This is a genomic window from Sinorhizobium sp. Y406 (assembly GCF_058732025.1).
Genome location: NZ_CM178974.1, coordinates 2570083 through 2588215, shown reverse-complemented (window position 1 = coordinate 2588215; position 18133 = coordinate 2570083). Strand labels below are relative to the sequence as shown.

At 62.5% G+C, this 18133-nt stretch carries 20 protein-coding genes; 10 read left to right on the top strand and 10 right to left on the bottom strand.

Features of this window, described 5'->3' with window-relative positions:
• Positions 1-26 precede the first annotated feature (26 nt).
• The 5 genes from AC4P1R_RS12430 to AC4P1R_RS12410 form a co-directional block, all read right to left on the bottom strand.
• On the bottom strand, positions 27-263 hold the full coding sequence (locus AC4P1R_RS12430; RefSeq protein ID WP_492177042.1) for a sulfurtransferase TusA family protein: 237 nt from the start codon (positions 261-263) through the stop codon (positions 27-29).
• On the bottom strand, positions 263-1660 hold the full coding sequence (locus AC4P1R_RS12425) for a L,D-transpeptidase family protein (protein WP_069459319.1): 1398 nt from the start codon (positions 1658-1660) through the stop codon (positions 263-265). Before AC4P1R_RS12425 ends, AC4P1R_RS12430 begins: the two co-directional genes overlap by 1 nt.
• Before the next feature lie 258 nt (positions 1661-1918).
• Positions 1919-2872, bottom strand: a complete 954-nt coding sequence (locus AC4P1R_RS12420; protein WP_069459235.1) for an acetyl-CoA carboxylase carboxyltransferase subunit alpha — start codon at positions 2870-2872, stop codon at positions 1919-1921.
• 62 nt (positions 2873-2934) lie between these two features.
• Positions 2935-3876: a site-specific tyrosine recombinase XerD gene (xerD, locus tag AC4P1R_RS12415; protein WP_069459236.1), complete on the bottom strand. Its 942-nt coding sequence runs from the start codon at positions 3874-3876 to the stop codon at positions 2935-2937.
• Positions 3873-4022, bottom strand: a complete 150-nt coding sequence (locus AC4P1R_RS12410) for a hypothetical protein (protein WP_106407866.1) — start codon at positions 4020-4022, stop codon at positions 3873-3875. Before AC4P1R_RS12410 ends, xerD begins: the two co-directional genes overlap by 4 nt.
• Positions 4023-4336: 314 nt before the next feature.
• Here AC4P1R_RS12410 and AC4P1R_RS12405 point away from each other — a divergent pair, with 314 nt between their 5' ends.
• The 3 genes from AC4P1R_RS12405 to AC4P1R_RS12395 are packed head-to-tail and all read left to right on the top strand — an operon-like array spanning position 4337 to position 7352.
• Positions 4337-4924, top strand: coding sequence for a shikimate kinase (locus AC4P1R_RS12405; protein ID WP_069459237.1), 588 nt, complete (start codon positions 4337-4339; stop codon positions 4922-4924).
• Positions 4921-6051, top strand: a complete 1131-nt coding sequence (aroB, locus tag AC4P1R_RS12400; RefSeq protein WP_083265350.1) for a 3-dehydroquinate synthase — start codon at positions 4921-4923, stop codon at positions 6049-6051. Before AC4P1R_RS12405 ends, aroB begins: the two co-directional genes overlap by 4 nt.
• The gene (locus tag AC4P1R_RS12395) at positions 6048-7352 is read left to right on the top strand and encodes an HlyC/CorC family transporter (RefSeq protein ID WP_069459239.1); all 1305 of its coding nucleotides are present in this window, start codon (positions 6048-6050) and stop codon (positions 7350-7352) included. Before aroB ends, AC4P1R_RS12395 begins: the two co-directional genes overlap by 4 nt.
• 39 nt (positions 7353-7391) lie before the next feature.
• Here the strand turns inward: AC4P1R_RS12395 and AC4P1R_RS12390 are convergent, their stop codons facing one another.
• Positions 7392-7673, bottom strand: a complete 282-nt coding sequence (locus tag AC4P1R_RS12390) for a BolA family protein (RefSeq protein WP_069459240.1) — start codon at positions 7671-7673, stop codon at positions 7392-7394.
• Between the two features lie 129 nt (positions 7674-7802).
• On the opposite strand from AC4P1R_RS12390, the gene AC4P1R_RS12385 reads away from it, so the two are divergent.
• From AC4P1R_RS12385 to AC4P1R_RS12370, 4 genes are all read left to right on the top strand, one after another.
• Positions 7803-8438, top strand: coding sequence for a J domain-containing protein (locus AC4P1R_RS12385; protein WP_069459241.1), 636 nt, complete (start codon positions 7803-7805; stop codon positions 8436-8438).
• Positions 8439-8514: 76 nt separating this feature from the next.
• The gene (gene cobS / locus AC4P1R_RS12380) at positions 8515-9510 is read left to right on the top strand and encodes a cobaltochelatase subunit CobS (protein WP_069459320.1); all 996 of its coding nucleotides are present in this window, start codon (positions 8515-8517) and stop codon (positions 9508-9510) included.
• A 68-nt stretch (positions 9511-9578) separates the two neighbouring features.
• Positions 9579-11468: a cobaltochelatase subunit CobT gene (gene cobT, locus AC4P1R_RS12375; RefSeq protein ID WP_069459242.1), complete on the top strand. Its 1890-nt coding sequence runs from the start codon at positions 9579-9581 to the stop codon at positions 11466-11468.
• A 137-nt stretch (positions 11469-11605) separates the two neighbouring features.
• Positions 11606-12604: an esterase-like activity of phytase family protein gene (locus AC4P1R_RS12370; protein WP_069459243.1), complete on the top strand. Its 999-nt coding sequence runs from the start codon at positions 11606-11608 to the stop codon at positions 12602-12604.
• Between the two features lie 17 nt (positions 12605-12621).
• Here the strand turns inward: AC4P1R_RS12370 and AC4P1R_RS12365 are convergent, their stop codons facing one another.
• On the bottom strand, positions 12622-13266 hold the full coding sequence (locus AC4P1R_RS12365; RefSeq protein ID WP_069459244.1) for a VUT family protein: 645 nt from the start codon (positions 13264-13266) through the stop codon (positions 12622-12624).
• Between the two features lie 148 nt (positions 13267-13414).
• Positions 13415-13705 carry a 50S ribosomal protein L28 gene (rpmB, locus tag AC4P1R_RS12360; RefSeq protein WP_026616330.1) on the bottom strand — a complete coding sequence of 97 codons (291 nt, stop codon included), beginning with the start codon at positions 13703-13705 and terminating at the stop codon, positions 13415-13417.
• Positions 13706-14071: 366 nt separating this feature from the next.
• On the opposite strand from rpmB, the gene AC4P1R_RS12355 reads away from it, so the two are divergent.
• Positions 14072-14848 (top strand): DUF3108 domain-containing protein, encoded by a 777-nt coding sequence (locus AC4P1R_RS12355; protein WP_069459245.1) that lies wholly within the window; start codon positions 14072-14074, stop codon positions 14846-14848.
• 175 nt (positions 14849-15023) lie between these two features.
• Positions 15024-15914: an aromatic amino acid exporter YddG gene (gene yddG, locus AC4P1R_RS12350; RefSeq protein WP_069459246.1), complete on the top strand. Its 891-nt coding sequence runs from the start codon at positions 15024-15026 to the stop codon at positions 15912-15914.
• Between the two features lie 88 nt (positions 15915-16002).
• On the opposite strand, the gene AC4P1R_RS12345 is transcribed toward yddG, so the two are convergent.
• Together AC4P1R_RS12345 and gloB are read right to left on the bottom strand one after the other, a co-directional pair.
• Complete coding sequence (locus AC4P1R_RS12345; RefSeq protein WP_492177041.1) at positions 16003-16437, bottom strand: cupin domain-containing protein; 435 nt, start codon at positions 16435-16437, stop codon at positions 16003-16005.
• The gene (gene gloB / locus AC4P1R_RS12340; RefSeq protein ID WP_069459248.1) at positions 16437-17207 is read right to left on the bottom strand and encodes a hydroxyacylglutathione hydrolase; all 771 of its coding nucleotides are present in this window, start codon (positions 17205-17207) and stop codon (positions 16437-16439) included. The genes AC4P1R_RS12345 and gloB overlap by 1 nt, the downstream gene beginning before the upstream one ends.
• A gap of 133 nt (positions 17208-17340) precedes the next feature.
• Here gloB and AC4P1R_RS12335 point away from each other — a divergent pair, with 133 nt between their 5' ends.
• Entirely contained in the window at positions 17341-18096 is a 756-nt protein-coding gene (locus tag AC4P1R_RS12335; protein WP_069459249.1) for a class I SAM-dependent methyltransferase, read from the top strand.
• The last annotated feature ends 37 nt before the right edge of the window (positions 18097-18133 follow it).

Below are 18133 nucleotides of genomic sequence, written 5' to 3'. Positions count from 1 at the left end.
TCCTCGGGCATGCGCAGGGCGATGCGCTAGCCTTTCTTCCGAATGAGAAAGCGATGGCCGCCCGCAACAGTGGTCGCCTCTTCGAGCCGGTGTCCGTCTTCGTTGCAGAAGTGCGGAATATCGACGACGGCGAGGGGATCGGTCGTCTCGATCTCGATCAGCGCGCCCGGCGCGAGCGATTCCATGCGTTTACGCGCCTTCAAAACCGGAAGGGGGCATTTCAGCCCCCTCAGATCATAGACGATCTTCTGCTCGACCGGCATCAATTGCCCCAGATCTTCCAGAAGGGGCGCTTTTTCGGTTGTTCGATGAGAGGCTGTTCGGCAGGGGCGGCTTCGCCGGCGGGCGCTGTGGCCACACGCGGGTTTTCGGGCACCGCCGGAGCACCTGCCGCTGGCTGCTGAACGGGTGCGGGCTGACTGGCAGCCTGTTCCGGTGACGGGGCAGCCGGGCCTGGCGTTACGGACTCGCCGTTGGAGAACAAGTTCCAGAACGACTTCCTGGTGGGCGTCGGCTGCAGCGTCGCCTGTTCCACCGGCCGCACAATCGGGTTCGGCTCCGGAACCGGTACCGTCCTTCCCTCGCGGCCCGCCTTCTCCAATGCTTCCTTCTGGATAAGCGTGGCCTGCCTGGCCTCCTCGGCCTCCTGCTGTGCGGCGATCCTCTTTTCGAGGTCGCTCACCTTCATCAGCTTGCCGGCGTCAAGCGAGGTGCCGGTCGGCGCATAGGCGAGTTCGCGGCCCTTGCGCTGTTCGGCGACCACCGCCTTGCGCTCCGCCTCGGTCGGTTCATACCAGACCATGCCTTCGAATTTCTTCAGCGCCTTGTCGTAGTCGCGCTTATAGTCCTTCTCGAAATTCGCCATCGCCACATGCAGTTCCGGCGGCGTGGACATCGGGGGGCATTGCCCGGCCGGATTGAACGTGCCGTCGCTCTGCTGGTTGAAGACGTATTTCCGCTCACAGACGTTCACTTGCGGCGGCCGCTTCGTCACTTCGAACTGGTCGTAGCCTTCCTTCAGCATCTTCCAGAACTCGATATTCGAATTGTTGCGGTGACGCGCCATGTTCTCCGCCGTCATGCGAAAGGGAAAGGCCTGCAGCTGGATGTTTTCCTGTCCCCCCCGGAAGGCGTCGCGCGCCAGCGCGAAAATCTCGATGACCTGCTCGTCGGTCATGGAATAGCAGCCAGAGGAGGAGCAGGCGCCATGGATCATCAGATGCGTGCCGCTGCGGTTGTTCGCCTTGTCATAGGCGTTCGGAAAGCCGGTATTGATCGCTAGATAATAGCTCGAATTGGGATTCATCTGGTGCGGATAAAGCGGGTAGAATCCCTCCGGTGCCTGTCGGTCGCCTTCCTTGACCTTCGGGCCGAGCTTGCCCGACCAGGCGCAGATCTTATAGCTCTTCAGAAGCTGGAAGCGGTTCGCCGTATTCGCTTTCCAGACTTCGAGGGTTCCCTCTTCCTTGAAGATGCGCAAGAGTATCGGGGACGACTTCTGCATCCCAAGCTCGCGCATCTTGCTGACCAGCTTGCTGGAAAGCTGGTACTCGGTCTTGTTCTTGACGTTGGAAATGTTGACCGAGTCGAGCGTCTCGTTGGTGCAACCGGCAAGCGCGGCTACGACAGCGGCGGTGACAACAAGATTTCTAAAACGCATCAGCGAAAGCCCGTTCTTGCCACAATCCATCCTTGAGCGCCGCATCCATCCGGGAAGGGCTCTTCAACGAATCACTACGTCATTACTCTTCACGAAATCTTAACCCTGCAGGGACCGCCTGCGAATGCCGCTTTTCATGACCCGATGAATATGGCCAAGATTTGGCCATGATCGATTTCCGGTTGCCGTACGCGAGGCTCTGATCGCAATGGTTCAGAGCGGAAAGCGGAGCTTTCAGAACGCGCAAGGCGTCGCGGTTCAGAGATTGCGGCCGATATTCAGATACTTCTGGCGGCGATCGGCGCGTAATTCGTCGCCGTTGCGCGCGGAAAGCTCCTTGAGCGCGTCGGCAATCACGGTGCCGGTGCGTTCGATCACGGCCTGCGGATCTCGATGCGCCCCGCCTATCGGCTCGGGGATGATGCCGTCGATAACGCCGAGCGCCTTCAGGTCCTCGGCGGTGATCTTCATGTTGCTTGCCGCCTCCTTTGCGCGGGTGGAATCGCGCCAGAGGATCGAAGCGGCGCCTTCGGGCGAGATGACGCTGTAGATCGCGTGCTCGAGCATATAGACGCGGTTACCCGTGGCGATGGCGATCGCACCGCCCGATCCGCCTTCGCCGATCACCACCGTCACGATCGGCACCTTGACGTTCAGGCACATTTCGGTCGAGCGGGCGATCGCCTCGGCCTGGCCGCGCTCCTCGGCGCCGACGCCGGGATAGGCGCCGGCGGTGTCGATCAGCGTGATCAGCGGCAGTCCGAAACGGTCGGCCATTTCCATGACGCGGATCGCCTTTCGGTAGCCTTCCGGGCGCGGGCTGCCGAAATTGTGCTTGATGCGCGACTTGGTGTCGTTGCCCTTCTCCTGGCCGATCACCGCCACCGGCGTGCCGTGAAATCGCGCAAGGCCGGCCTGAATGGCATCGTCGTTGGCGAAGTTGCGGTCGCCGGCCAGCGGCGTGAATTCGCTGAAGAGCTCGTTGGCATAATCGAGAAAATGCGGGCGCGAAGGATGGCGCGCGACCTGGGTCTTCTGCCACGGCGACAGCCTGGAATAGATCTCGACCATCGCGTCGCGGACGCGACCCTCGAGTCTTGCGATCTCGTCGGACGTGTTGACGCTCTCATCTTCGCTGGCGAGTTTCTTCAGTTCGAGAATCTTGCCCTCGAGATCAGAGATGGGCTTTTCGAAGTCGAGATAGTTGTGCATGAGATGCGTTTCCGATCGTTTTGCGACGAGGACTGCCCGGCCTCGCCAACTGTCCGGCGGACCTAATCCTGTTTTTTCGCCTGTTTGGCAAGGGGGTGATGGTTTTGGACGAGCTCGTGCAACCGTTCTTCCAGCACATGCGTGTAGATTTGTGTCGTCGAGATGTCTGAGTGGCCGAGCAGTTCCTGCACGGCGCGAAGGTCGGCACCGTTTGCGAGAAGATGACTGGCGAAAGCATGGCGGAGCACGTGCGGAGAGATCGCTGCCACCCGAATGCCGGCGCGTGCGGCGAGGCTCTTCAAGTCGCGGGCAAAGACCTGGCGCGGCAGGTGGCCGGATTTGCCATAGGAGGGAAACAGCCAGGGGCTCTCCTCCGTGCTCCCTCCTTGCCGCAGGGCATCGCCATAGCTGCGCATGGCGCGCATCGCTGCCTGCGAGAGCGGCACCAGCCTTTCCTTGTTGCCCTTGCCGCGGATCACCAGAAAGCGGCCGTTTTGCGAAAGCACACTCGCCGGCAGCGATACCAATTCGCTGACGCGCATGCCGGTGGCGTAGAGAAGCTCGATCAGCGCGTGCATGCGCAGTTTCGCGAGCGCATCCTCGCCGCCGGCCGCCGCCTCTGCCTCCGCCTGGCCGATGAGCCGGGTGACGTCGTCGACGCTCAGCGTCTTCGGCAGCGCGCGCGCCTTTTTCGGCGCGTCGAGAATGCCCGTCGGATCGTCGCTACGCAGGCCTTCGGCATAGAGGAACTTGTAAAATTGCCTGAGTGAGGAGAGGCGGCGTGCCTGCGATGAGGACTTGAAGCCCTCTTTGGCGAGGTGGGCAAGATAATGCCGCAGGTCATCGGGGGAGGCCTCGCCCAGCCGCGCGCCGCGCGAGCGTAGGAAAGAAAGAGCGTCCTTGAGGTCGCGCTCATAGGATTGAAGCGTGTTCACTGCGGCGCCGCGTTCGGCGCTCATCATCTCGAGAAAGGCTTCGAGGTGCGCTTCTGAGAGATCCATCATTGCGGCTCGTTGATCCGCTCGGAGGGGATGCGCACGGTAACGTCCCGCTCCACCGGCTCGACGAAGGTGACGAGCGCCAGCATCGTAGCATAGACCATGCCGGCGACGACGGCGCAGAAGAACAGGAATCGGAACAGGGTCGGCATTTCGATCTCCTCTACAGCGCCGCGACTCCTTTTCCGATGCGCAAAGGTCGCTGTAGCATGTTGAAACGCTGCATGTCCTTGTCCCCAAAGCGAAGTTGAGCAGGGAGTCATGCAGCCGAGACCCTTTCATCCGTGCCAGATGCTGCGCTACCGCTCAAGATGCGCTTGCGACATTTGCGCATTGAAAGGGCCAGGACGACAATATGAATACCCCCCGACAGCGCGTCCACGAAGCGCCCGGCGGCCCTTGGCGACGACTTGACGCCCTTCGCCGATTTGTCGATACCGGAATGGAATGGGGAATATGAAGCGCAATGAACGACGTTACCGAACCGGTTTCCGCGACGCTTGCCGAGCGGGCGAAGCGCGCCCTCGGTAGGCGCAATCTCATCTTCATCGGCCTGATGGGAGCGGGTAAATCGGCGATCGGCCGGATGACGGCCCAGGCGCTCGGCGTTCCCTTCGTCGACTCCGACCACGAGATCGAGCGGGTTTCGCGCATGACGATCAGCGAACTTTTCACCGCCTATGGCGAGGAAGAGTTCCGGGCGCTCGAGGCGCGTGTGCTGAAACGTCTGTTGCGGTCGGGGCCACGTGTCGTCTCGACTGGCGGCGGAGCCTATGTCAACGAGCGCTCGCGGCGGCAGATCAAGAAGGGCGGGCTGACGGTCTGGCTCAATGCCGAACTCGAGGTGCTCTGGGAGCGGGTGAACAAGCGCGACACCCGACCGCTTCTGAAAACGGAAAATCCCAAACAGACGCTCGAAAACCTGATGCGGGCGCGCTATCCGATCTATGCCGAGGCGGACCTCGTCGTCCTCTCGCGCGACGTGAAGAAGGAAACGATGGTCGAGGAGGTCCTCGCCGCCATCGCCGATTGCAAGAAAGCCGAGACCCCATGATGAGCCAGATGATCCCCGCCGAACGCTCGGTCCGCGTGAATCTCGGAGACCGGTCCTATGACATCCTCATCGGCCCCGGGCTGATCGCGGAGGCGGGTCGGGAGATCGCCGCACGCCTCAAGGGCCGCAGGGTGGCCGTCATCACCGATGAGAATGTCGCGCCGCGTTACCTCGAAACGCTGATGGCGAGTCTAGCGCAAAGCGGCATCGAGGCCGTCTCGCTGGTGCTGCCCGCGGGTGAGAAGACCAAGAGCTTCGATTGCCTCATACCGGTTTGCGACGCCATTCTCGGCGCCAGGATCGAGCGCAATGACGCGGTGATCGCGCTCGGTGGCGGCGTGATCGGCGATCTCACGGGCTTTGCCGCCGGCATTGTGCGCCGCGGTTCGCGCTTCATCCAGATCCCGACCTCGCTACTGGCCCAGGTGGATTCCTCCGTCGGCGGCAAGACCGGCATCAACTCGCCGCACGGAAAGAACCTGATCGGCGTCTTCCATCAGCCGGACCTCGTCCTGGCCGACACGGGCGTGCTCGACACGCTGAGCCAGCGTGAATTCCGTGCCGGTTATGCGGAGGTTGCGAAATACGGTTTGATCGACAAGCCTGAATTCTTCCATTGGCTGGAACAGAATTGGCAGGCGGTCTTCGCCGGGGGGGGCGCGCGGATTGAGGCGATTGCCGTAAGCTGCCAGGCAAAGGCCGATGTCGTGGCGGCGGACGAGCGCGAGAACGGCCTGCGGGCGCTCCTCAATCTCGGCCATACTTTCGGACATGCGCTCGAAGCAGCCACTGAATATGATAGCCACCGTCTGGTGCACGGAGAGGGCGTCGCGGTCGGCATGGTACTGGCGTACGAATTCTCCGCGCGGATGAATCTCGCGAGCCCGGACGATGCGCGTCGGGTAGAAGCCCATCTCAGGGCAGTCGGACTGCCGACGCGGATGGCAGATATCCCCGGGATGCTGCCGCCGGCGGAGCGGTTGATGGAGGCGATCGCCCAGGACAAGAAAGTGAAGGGCGGCAAGCTCACCTTCATTCTTACGCGCGGCATCGGGCATTCCTTCGTGGCCGACGACGTGCCGGCCTCCGAAGTCTTGAGCTTTCTTAAGGAAAAGCACCCGCAATGAGCAGCGACACTTTATTGACCTTCGTGGCGGACTATTGGCTATCCCTGGTTTCCGTCACCGCTCTTCTCGTGCTCTCGGCATTCTTCTCCGGGTCCGAGACCGCCTTGACCGCCGCCTCCCGGTCGCGCATGCACACGCTCGAAAGCAATGGCGACGAGCGGGCGGGGATCGTCAACCGGCTGATCGAGCGGCGCGATCGCCTGATCGGCACCCTGCTCATCGGCAACAACCTCGTCAATATTCTCGCATCATCGCTGACGACGAGCTTGCTGATCGGCCTCGTCGGCGATTCCGGCGTGGCGATAGCGACGTTCGCCATGACGGTGCTGCTCGTCATCTTTTCCGAAGTGTTGCCGAAGAGCTGGGCGATCGCCTCGCCCGATCGCTTCGCCCTCACCGTGGCGCCGGTGGTCCGGCCCTTCGTCGCGGTCGTCGGCCCGGCTTCGTCTCTCGTCAACGCAATCGTCCGGCGCATCCTGAACCTTTTCGGCGTCAATCTCGCCTCCGACATGCCCATGCTTTCGGCCCATGAGGAATTGCGGGGCGCGGTCGACCTGCTGCATCGCGAGGGAGCGGTCATCAAGGCCGACCGCGACCGACTGGGCGGCGTGCTTGATCTCGGCGAGCTCGAAGTGTCGGACGTCATGATCCACCGCACGGCCATGCGCGCGATCAATGCCGACGATCCGCCTGATGTTTGCGTGCGGGAAATCCTCGAAAGTCCGTTCACGCGACTGCCGCTGTGGCGTGGTTCGACCGACAACATTGTCGGCGTCGTCCACTCAAAGGACCTGCTGCGGGCATTGGCCGAGCCAAATGTGGAGCCGCAGACGCTGGACATCGTCAAGATTGCGCAGAAGCCCTGGTTCGTTCCGGACACGACCAACCTCAAGGACCAGCTCAACGCCTTCCTCCGCCGCAAGCTCCATCTGGCCATCGTCGTCGACGAATATGGGCAGGTGCAGGGGCTGGTCACGCTCGAGGACATTCTCGAGGAGATCGTCGGCGACATAGCCGACGAACACGACCTCGACATTCAGGGCGTCCGGCAGGAGGCTGACGGCTCGATCGTCGTCGATGGGTCGGTTCCGATCCGCGACCTGAACCGCGCGCTCGATTGGTCGCTGCCGGACGAAGAGGCGACGACGGTCGCCGGCCTCGTCATTCATGAATCGAAGAGCATCCCGGAGGAGCGGCAGGCTTTCACATTTTACGGCAAGCGCTTCACCGTCATGAAGCGAGTCAAGAATCGGATCACCAAGCTGCGCATCCGTGCCGCCGACGACGCGCCGACGGCTTAACCGGCGCGTTGCTTTTCCCAACAATACCGGCGAAGTGGATCACCAGCGCGTCGGTTCACCGGGGGCGGCGGGCTCGACCGCGAGCGCGTGCAGGCCGGCATCGAGTTCCGGCTTCAAAAGATCATTGATGGCGCGGTGGCGCGCTACGCGGCTCATGCCTGAAAACGAGCTTGCGACGATGCGGACGCGCATATGGGTCTCGCCGCCGCCGTCAAAGCCCGGCTGATGGCCGGCATGAAGATGGCTCTCATTGATGACCGCGAGCCGTTCGGGATGAAACGCTTCCACAAGCTTCTGCTCGATCCGGCTTTGCAGCGACATGCTTCCGTCCCATTTCCCTGTTTGCTGCGCCAACCAGCCGTGCGATGCCTTGATGGTGCAAAATACCCGCACAAAGCCAGCAACATTCCGCTTTGTCAATTCTTGTTGTGACCTGTCGCAAACCCCATAATGTGCGCCATGAAACTCGATTCAAAATACTTCGACCGCATCCGCACGCGCCCAAAGCGCGAAGCGCGCGTCGAGTCGACCGTGCACGTGTGCCAGTGGGACGGTTGCGACAAGAATGGAGTGCATCGGGCGCCCGTCGGTCGCAATGCCGAAGGCGAGTATTTCCTCTTCTGTTTCGAGCATGTGAAGGAATACAACAAGGGTTACAATTATTTCTCGGGCCTCTCCGATTCCGAGATCGCGCGCTACCAGAAGGAGGCCGTGACCGGGCATCGACCCACCTGGACAGTCGGTGTCAACAAGAATGCCGGGAAAGGTCCCACGCAATCGCAGACGCGCTCCGGCAGTGCGGGTTCGCAGGCGCGCATGCGCGACCCGTTCGGCTTCTTCAACGAAGCGCGCGCCCGCTCGAGCCGGCACGAACCGCGGCTGCGCAAGCTGAAGACGCTCGAGGCAAAGGCCTTCGAAACGCTCGGACTTGCAGCCTCGGCAACAACGGCCGATATCAAGGCGGCCTATAAGGAACTCGTCAAGAAGCATCACCCCGACGCGAACGGCGGAGACAGAGGCTCGGAAGACCGTTTCCGAGCCGTCATTCAGGCCTACCAATTGTTAAAACAGGCTGGTTTCTGCTAACAACGCGGATTATTACAGAAAGCACATTTCGCAGGCGAATGCGCGGGTGCCGTTCGGCGGCCGCTCTGGAGACATGATGAGCAAGATTGACCTCGACATTTCAAACCTCCCCGACACGACGATTTCAGTCCGGGAGGTTTTTGGCATCGACACGGATTTGCGCGTTCCCGCCTATTCCAAGGGCGATGCCTATGTGCCCGATCTCGATCCGGATTATCTTTTCGACCGGGAAACGACACTCGCCATTCTTGCAGGCTTCGCCCACAATCGCCGAGTCATGGTTGCGGGCTATCACGGCACCGGCAAGTCGACCCATATCGAACAGGTGGCCGCAAGGCTGAACTGGCCCTGCGTGCGTATCAATCTCGACAGCCATGTCAGCCGTATCGATCTCGTCGGCAAGGATGCGATCGTCGTCAAGGACGGCCTGCAGGTGACGGAATTCAAGGACGGCATTCTTCCTTGGGCCTACCAGCACAATGTCGCGCTCGTCTTCGACGAGTATGATGCCGGTCGCCCGGACGTCATGTTCGTCATCCAGCGTGTACTCGAATCCTCCGGCCGGCTGACGCTTCTGGACCAGAGCCGGGTCATTCGCCCGCACCCGGCCTTCCGCCTGTTCGCGACCGCCAACACGATCGGCCTCGGCGACACCACCGGTCTCTACCACGGCACGCAGCAGATCAATCAGGCGCAGATGGACCGCTGGTCGATCGTAACCACGCTCAATTACTTGCCGCACGACAAGGAAGTCGACATCGTCGCCGCCAAGGTCAAGGGATTCGCGGCCGACAAGGGTCGCGAGACCGTATCGAAGATGGTGCGCGTCGCGGATCTGACACGCGCCGCTTTCATCAACGGCGATCTCTCGACGGTGATGAGCCCGCGCACGGTGATCACCTGGGCGGAAAACGCATACATCTTTGGCGACGTGGCCTTCGCCTTCCGCGTAACCTTCCTCAACAAATGCGACGAGCTGGAGCGGCCGCTGGTTGCCGAGCACTACCAGCGCGCCTTTGGGGTCGAGCTGAAGGAAAGCGCCGCCAACATCGTGCTGGAAGCCTCCGCCTGATTGCTTAAGGCGGCGGGTGCGGTGATCGCTCGGAGATCGGCCCGGGCCGGGCTGGAGAAGGAACTGTTGTGAGCTCGAATTCCAAGGCGAACCAGCAAGCGAGGGAAAACGCTGCCGAACCTTTCAAGCGGGCGCTTTCCGGCTGCGTCCGCTCGATCGCCGGCGATGCGGAGCTCGAGATTGCCTTCGCCAATGAGCGTCCGGGCATGTCCGGCGAGCGTATTCGCCTTCCGGAGCTTTCCAAACGTCCCACCCGCCATGAGCTCGCGGTCGCGCGTGGCCTCGGCGACTCGATGGCGTTGCGCAAGGCCTGCCATGACGACCGCATCCATGCGACGATGTCACCGCAGGGGGCCGACGCGCGCGCGATTTTTGATGCCGTCGAGCAGGCACGCGTCGAGGCGATCGGTGCACTCAGGATGCCCGGAGTAGCCGCGAATCTCTCCTCGATGCTCGAGGAGAAATACGCCAAGGCGAATTTCGGTGCGATCGAGAACCAGTCGGATGCGCCGCTCGAAGAGGCGATGGCATTGCTGGTGCGCGAGAAGCTGACGGGCGAGAAACCGCCGGGCTCCGCCGGAAAGGTGCTCGACCTCTGGCGCGACTTCATCGAACAGAAGGCCGCCCCCGACGTGCGGAACCTGCCGGCGGCGGTCAACGACCAGCAGGCTTTTGCCCGCGTGGTGCGCGACATGCTTGCCTCCATGGATGTAGCCGAAAAATACGGCGAAGACGATCTGGAGCCGGACGAGCAGGAAAGCGAGACCGACGAGGACCAGCCGCGCAGCGAGCAGCAGGACGAAAACGCCAGCGAGGAGGAAGAGGGGACCGACGCCGCGCCCGCCGAGGAGAACCAGTCTGCCGAGGAGCAGATGGAAGAAGGTGAGATGGACGGCGCCGAGATATCCGACGAGGACTTTCAGGACGAAGGCGACGAGGAGAGCGAGACACCCGGCGAGGTCAAGCGGCCGAATCATCCTTTTGCGGATTTTAATGAGAAGGTCGATTACACCGTCTTCACGCGGGAATTCGACGAGACGATCACCGCCGAGGAACTCTGCGACGAGGCCGAGCTCGACCGCTTGCGCGCCTTCCTCGACAAACAGCTTGCCCATCTCCAAGGGGCCGTCGGCCGCCTCGCCAATCGCCTGCAGCGCCGACTGATGGCACAGCAGAACCGGTCCTGGGAATTCGATCTGGAGGAGGGCTATCTCGACACGGCCCGGCTGCAGCGCGTGATCATCGATCCGATGCAGCCCCTGTCTTTCAAGCGGGAGAAGGATACGAATTTTCGCGATACGGTCGTGACGCTGCTGATCGACAATTCGGGCTCGATGCGTGGACGGCCGATCACCGTGGCGGCGATCTGCGCGGACATTCTCGCCCGCACGCTCGAGCGCTGCGGCGTCAAGGCCGAGATCCTCGGCTTCACCACGAAGGCGTGGAAGGGTGGGCAATCGCGCGAGAAATGGCTGATGGGCGGCAAGCCGCAGTCGCCCGGCCGCCTCAACGACCTGCGCCACATCATCTACAAATCGGCCGACGCACCCTGGCGCCGGGCCCGCCGCAATCTCGGCCTGATGATGCGCGAAGGCCTGCTCAAGGAGAATATCGACGGCGAAGCGCTGATGTGGGCGCATGACAGGCTGATCGGCCGACCCGAGCAGCGGCGCATCCTGATGATGATATCGGATGGCGCGCCGGTCGATGATTCGACGCTGTCGGTGAATCCGGGCAACTATCTCGAGCGCCACCTGCGAGCGGTTATCGAGCAGATCGAGAACCGCTCGCCGGTCGAGCTGCTGGCGATCGGCATCGGCCACGACGTGACGCGCTATTATCGCCGTGCAGTGACGATCGTCGACGCCGACGAACTGGCAGGGGCGATGACGGAACAGTTGGCGGCCCTTTTCGAAGAGGAGAGCGGTCGTACCGGACGCCTGCGTCGCGCCGGGTGAGCCGCGTGCCCCAATTTCGCCCGCGCCCCGCTTGCCTTTGCCCGGACGGACGGCAATTCAAAGTAGCGCCCATTGCGTTACCGGCGCGATTTGCGGCGGCGCGGCGGATTTCACCTCTCCAGGAGGGTTTATTGTAGATGTTCCGCCGGTCCCTTGCAGTCCTGCTCATGCTCGCATCGACCGGCGTACAGGCCGAAGCGCCTGGCGGAATCGCCTTGGTGCGAAGCCGGCAGATCACCGAGTTCAAGGTCGGGTCGGGCACGGCCGTGTTCGGTGCGCTCGAGTTCATCGGCGGCATCGAGATGACCTCGCCCAATTCGCTCTTCGGTGCGCTTTCGTCAATCCGGTTCCGGCCGGACGGCCGGTCCTTCGTCGCCGTTCTCGACACCGGCCACTGGGTCGAGGGCGCCGTTATACGGGACGATGCCGGGCGTCTTTCGGGGCTGACCGATCTTAGGATCACTTCGATGACCGATGGCAGCGGCGCGGCTCAACGCGAAAAATGGAGGGTGGATGCCGAAGGGCTGGCGCTCAGAGACGGCGAAGCGGTTGTAAGCTTCGAGCAGTCTCATCGGGTCGACGTCTATCCCAACCCCGGTTTTTCCTCGTCGCGCCCGGTCAGGCAGTTGAGCCTGCCCTTTCCGGTCGAGGAATTGCGCAACAATGGCGGCCTTGAAACGGTTGCGATTGCACCGAAGCATGGGCCGCTTGTCGGCTCCGCGGTCGTCGTCTCCGAGCGCAGCGTCGACACGTCCGACAATCTGCTGGCGGGTATTCTGGAGGGGCCGATGCGGGGCGCCTTCACGGTGGTCCGCCACAATCCCTATGCCGTGACCGACGGTGCCTTCCTGCCAAATGGGGACCTGCTGCTGCTCGAGCGTCGGTTCAACTTCGCCTCGGGGCTCGGCATGCGCATTCGCCGAATTGCCGGCGGCGACATCCGGCCGGGCGCGGTTGTCGACGGCGAGGTGCTGATCGAAGCCGACATGGGTTACCAGATCGACAATATGGAAGCGCTCGACGTCGTTACGACTCCCGACGGCGAGACCCGGCTGATTCTCGTTTCCGACGACAATCACTCTATCCTCGAGCGCAACCTCATGCTCGAGTTCCGCCTCGGCAGTTATTCCAACTAGCCCATCGGCCGAGATCGTCAGGAAGCCGCTTTGGCCGCCGTCGTCGGCATGGGTTTGATGACGCTCATCAGCGCGCCATAGGGAAGCAGGAGCGCGATTCCACAGAGGAACTTCACCAGAAGATCGCCGAACGCCCAGGAAATCCAGCGCGGCGTGCCGGCTGAAGCCAGGCCGAGCAGGGGAGCCGCCTCGAGCGCGAATGCGTCATTCGGTCCGAGAAAGACGAAGAGCGGTGCAAAGGCGAAAGAGAAGAACATCGCCGTGTCGAGGCTCGACCCGACCAGCGAGCCGGCGAGCGGGGCGCGCCACCAAGTCTGGCGCCGCAGCCTGTTGAACACGGCAATGTCGAGAAGCTGGCCGAGCAAAAAGGCTGTGCCGGAGGCAATCGCGATGCGCGGTGTTGCGGCAACGAAGGAGAGCGCAACGGCGACGGCAAAGCCGGCAACCACCACGCGGCGCGCGATATGCGGTCCGAGTTGCCTGTTCGTCAGATCCGTTACGAGGAAGGCGAAGGGATAGCTGAAGGCACCCCAGGTCAGCAGGTCACCAAGCTGCATCCCGGCGATGGAGCCCGGCAGCGGATACTGGACGAGGAAATTCGAGGCGACGACCACCAGGGTCATCAGCGCAACATAGATAGGGAACCTACGGCCAATAAGCATTTTTATCCTGGGTGATGCCACCAGTGAGGGAAAGGGTGCAAGGCACGAGAAAAAGGCTTGCCGGACGAGTCCGCAAGCCCTCATTTCTACAGAGCCGCACGTCTTAACGGGCGCGCGAATATTACTGTAGCAGCAGTGCCGGTGCCGATCAGGCGGCTTCGGCAACTTTCTTGACGATCTGGCGGCGCAGCAGGCGGGCGCGCATGCTCAGTTCGTTCTCGTCCGCCTTCAGCAGGAAGGCGTCGAGACCACCGCGATGTTCGACCGAACGCAGGGCGGCCGCGGAAACGCGCAGGCGGAAACGCTGGCCGAGAGCGTCGGAGATCAGCGTGACATTGCACAGGTTCGGCAGGAACTTGCGCTTGGTCTTGTTGTTGGCGTGGCTCACATTGTGGCCCGACTGGACGCCCTTGCCGGTCAATTCGCAACTACGGGACATGGTACACCTATTTTCTCTATCGCCGCCGGACAATGCGGATAGCGGGCCCAGAGCCCAGGCCGCGTTCCTACTGGCCATTATTGGAAAGTCGCGGTTCTATAGTCAGTGACGGGCGGCCCGTCAAGCCAAACCTGCGCATTGCTGCAAAACCGGCGCTGTTCGACACAGGCGGGCATCGATCCGTGCCTCGGAACGCCAGGCTTTTCCGATTCCAAGACTGCCGAGCTTGCACTATTTCTGTCGCATGCATTCCGGAAGCATGCAAGCGGGGCCGCTTCCTAATGATTTTGACCGATTGGCGCAGAAAAGCCGCAAACCGCCTGCATTCCAAGGGATGCAACGGCATAGGAAGGGGAACTCGAGGCCATGACGTGGCGTACTTGCTTTCGTGCGCCGGCCATTTTGGCCGCGACGATGTTTTCCACAGCATCCTTCGCTGCGGAAATCGAGCATCAGACGGATTATAGTATTGCCCTTGCGGGCCTGCCCGTGGCGCGGGCCTCCTTCCACACGGAACTTGAGAAGAATCGCTACACGATTTCGGGAACGCTGCATTCGGCGGGGCTCGTCGACATCATCAAACGCACCTCGGGACAGACGCGCGTTTCCGGGGTCGTCGGCCGCGATCAACTTCGCGCCACTTCCTATTCCATGTCCTACCGCAGCGGCAGCAAGGCCCGCGCGATCAGCGTCACCTTCCGCAACGGCAATGTCGTGCGCGCCAGAATGGAACCAAAGCGCACGCCGCTGCCGAAGAACTGGGTGCCGGTGACGCATCGCGACTTGCGTAACGTGCTCGACCCGCTGTCGGGCTTGATCATTCCGGCCAAGGCCCGTGTCTGTCCCAATACCCTGCCGATCTTCGACGGCGAATCGCGGCTCGATATTCAGCTGTCTCCGAAAGGGACAAGACCCTTCAGGACCCGGGGTTTTGAAGGCGAGGCCATCGTCTGCGGCGTCCGCTTCGTGCCCAGGGCGGGCTACAGGAAGGGGCGGGAGGACGTCGAATATCTGCGCCGCCTGAACACGATGGAAATCTGGTTCGCAAAGGCAGATGCCGTCGAGGTCTATGCCCCGGTCTATGTGCGCATCCCGACCAAGCTCGGTCCGGTGACCGTTTCCGCGACACGCTTCGGCGGCTGACGCTCTCATCCAAGGAGAGAGCGATCAGCTGCGTGTCTACCGCGCCGCGTGTCCAACCAGGCGCGCAAAGGTCGCCGTAGCAGACTGGCCCTTACATCGAGCTCGATCTAAGAAGGCAGGCAGTAGGTATAGGCATGCGGGTCCGCTGGAGCCAGCGCTGCGCGAGGGGTCGACAATGAAGCTCAAGGCAACCCTGATCGGTTTTTCCGCGATCCTCATGTGGTCGTTGCTGGCGCTGTTTACGGCCGCGTCCGGCAAAATGCCGCCGTTTCAGCTTTCGGCGATCTGCTTCCTGATCGGCAGCCTGCCGGGTGTCGTTCTGCTCGCACTGAAGCCACAACGCCTTGTGCTGCTGAAACAGCCCTTCCGAGTCTGGTTGACTGGCATTGCCGGCCTGTTCGGCTACCACTTTCTCTACTTCACCGCACTGCGCAACGCGCCGGCCGTCGAGGCGGGGCTGATCGCCTATCTCTGGCCATTGCTGATCGTCGTCGGCTCGGCGCTGCTTCCGGGCGAGACACTGCGTTGGTACCATATCGCTGGCGCGCTTGCCGGGCTTGCCGGCACCATGCTCATCGTTGGGCGCAACGGCGTCGCCTTCGATGACGCCTACACGCTTGGCTACGGTGCAGCCTTTCTCTGTGCCTTCGCATGGTCGGGCTATTCGCTGATCACACGCCGTTTCGGCAGGGTGTCGACCGATGTCGTCACCGGCTTCTGCCTGGCGACTTCGCTCCTGTCCTTGCTCTGCCATCTCGGCCTCGAGACCACGGTCTGGCCTGAGACCGCATTCGAGTGGCTCGCGGTCGTAGGACTCGGATTCCTGCCGGTCGGGGCGGCCTTCTATGCCTGGGATTTCGGCGTGAAGAACGGCGACATCCAGTTGCTCGGTGTCGCGAGCTATGCGGCACCGGTACTTTCGACATTGATTCTGATCCTGTTCGGCTTCGCCGAGCCGTCCTGGCGGATCGCGGCGGCCTGCCTGTTGGTCACCGGCGGAGCCGTGCTTGCGGCGCATGACATGATCTGGCGCAGAGCGACAACCGCGGCACAGCCTGCGGAGTAGGCCCTCGGGGTCGTGCGTCTTTCCAGACGCGCAAAGATCGCTGTAACTCCTTTAACCGAAAATCGGGTACGATTTTCGGACCGATGCGCTAATCCGGCTGCCAATCGGGCGGCGCCATCTCGAAGGCGGAAAAATCGAAGCCTGGCGCGACAGTGCAGCCGACGAGGGTCCAGTCGCCGAGCGAAGTCGCCGATTGCCACCAATCGGCGGGGACGACATGCTGCGGTCTTTCGCCAGCGGTGAGGTCGGGACCCAGGCGAACTCGCGCCGCCGGCCCGCCGGGCTCGGCGACCCTGAGGTCGAGCGGCGCGCCGGCGTAATGGTGCCATACCTCAGCGGCGTCGCGGACGCGGTGCCAATGCGAGCGATCGCCCTCCTCGAGCAAGTAGTAGATCGCGGTCGAATGGCCGCGGAGGCCGCCCTCATGATCGCGGAAGGTCTCTCGATACCAGCCGCCCTCGGGATGGCGCGCAAGGCCGAGCCTCTCGATGATTGCCGCCGCGCTCAGGTCTCCGTCGGCCATCAGAACTGGTCCTTGCGCTTGCGGATCTCGGCAAAGACGGCGGCGTCACTTGCCTTCTCCATTCCGAGATTGGCGCGGATTTTCAGATCGGCGGCGCGCAGAAAGGGATTGGTCCGCTTCTCCAGCCCGATCGTGGTCGGTGCGGTGAAGCCGCCGTCCGAGCGGGTTTCCTCAATCTCGGCGGCGCGTTCCCTGAGTGCGGTGTTGTCGGGGTCGACGGTGACGGCGAAGTGGGCATTGGAGAGCGTGTACTCGTGCCCGAAGTAGACAGCGGTATCGTCGGGCAGCGCCATCAACCGACCGAGTGATTGCCACATGGTTTCCGCCGTGCCTTCGAATAGGCGGCCGCAGCCAAGCGCAAAGAGCGTGTCGGCCGCAAATAGCAACTTATCCTTAGGAAAGTAATAGCAGATGTGGCCGGCGGTATGGCCGGGTGTTTCGATCACCTCGATGGGGTGGCCAGCGAAGTCGAAGCGCTCGCCGTCGCCAACCGCCTTGTCCAAGCCGGGAATCTTCTGTGCCTCGCCCTTGGGGCCGATGATCGTCACGCCGAAGCGTTCCTTGAGGCTGACATTCGCGGCGACGTGGTCACCATGATGGTGCGTGGTGAGGATATGCGTCAGGTTCCAGCCGCGCCGGTCGACAGCCTCCAGGATCGGCAGCTCTTCGGGGGCGTCTATCGATGCGGTCGCACCGCTTGCCGGATCATGGACAAGCACGCCGAAATTGTCGGAGCGGCAGAGGAAGAGATCGATTTCAAGGGCGGCCATGGCGTGTTCCTCCGATCGGATGTGATCGATGCTGATGGCGGGTGGGGACGGCAGATGATCCTTCTTCCCGCCCGTCGTTTCATGCACCGAATGTAGCGAGGCTCGCCTTGAAGTCTACCGCCCCAAGGCTAACATGTCGTCCATGCACACCGATATCGTCGATCTCCGCCAATTCTACCATTCCGAACTCGGCCGGATGGCGGAACAGGCCGTCACCATGGCGCTCTCGTCCATTTGGGCTCGGCTGCCGGAGGAGCGTCTCGTCGGTCTCGGTTATGCGGTCCCCTATCTCGAACGGTTCCGTCCAGACACCGAACGGACCTTTGCCTTCATGCCGGCGGGCCAGGGGGCGGTGAACTGGCCGGCGGCCGAATTGTCCTCGACGGCACTGGTGTTCGATGAGGAATTGCCGTTGCCCGACGCCTCGATCGACCGCGTGCTGATGGTCCACGCCTTGGAATTCGCCGAAAGCCCGCGCGAGACCATGAAAGAGATCTGGCGGATTCTCGCACCCGGCGGGCGACTTGTCATCGTCGTGCCCAATCGCCGCGGCGTCTGGGCCCGGATGGAGCATACACCCTTTGGCTCCGGCCGGCCCTATTCCCGTGGGCAACTGACGGCGCTTTTGCGGGAAACGAATTTCACGCCCGGCGCCAGCTCCGAGGCGCTGTTCTTCCCGCCGTCCAAACGCAAGCTGGTTCTCCGCCTGCGCCACGGACTCGAGCGCTTCGGCCGGTCGTTATGGCCGGTGTTTTCCGGGGTGATTATCGTCGAGGCCCAGAAGCGACTCTACCAGGGCCTGCCGGTCGCTGCCCGCGCCTCGCGCCGCGTCTTCGTTCCAGTTCTGGCGCCGCATGGGGTTCCGAGCACGCGGAACCGAGCGCTGTAGGTAAATCACGTCGCACTCGACAAATTTCTGCGCTCCG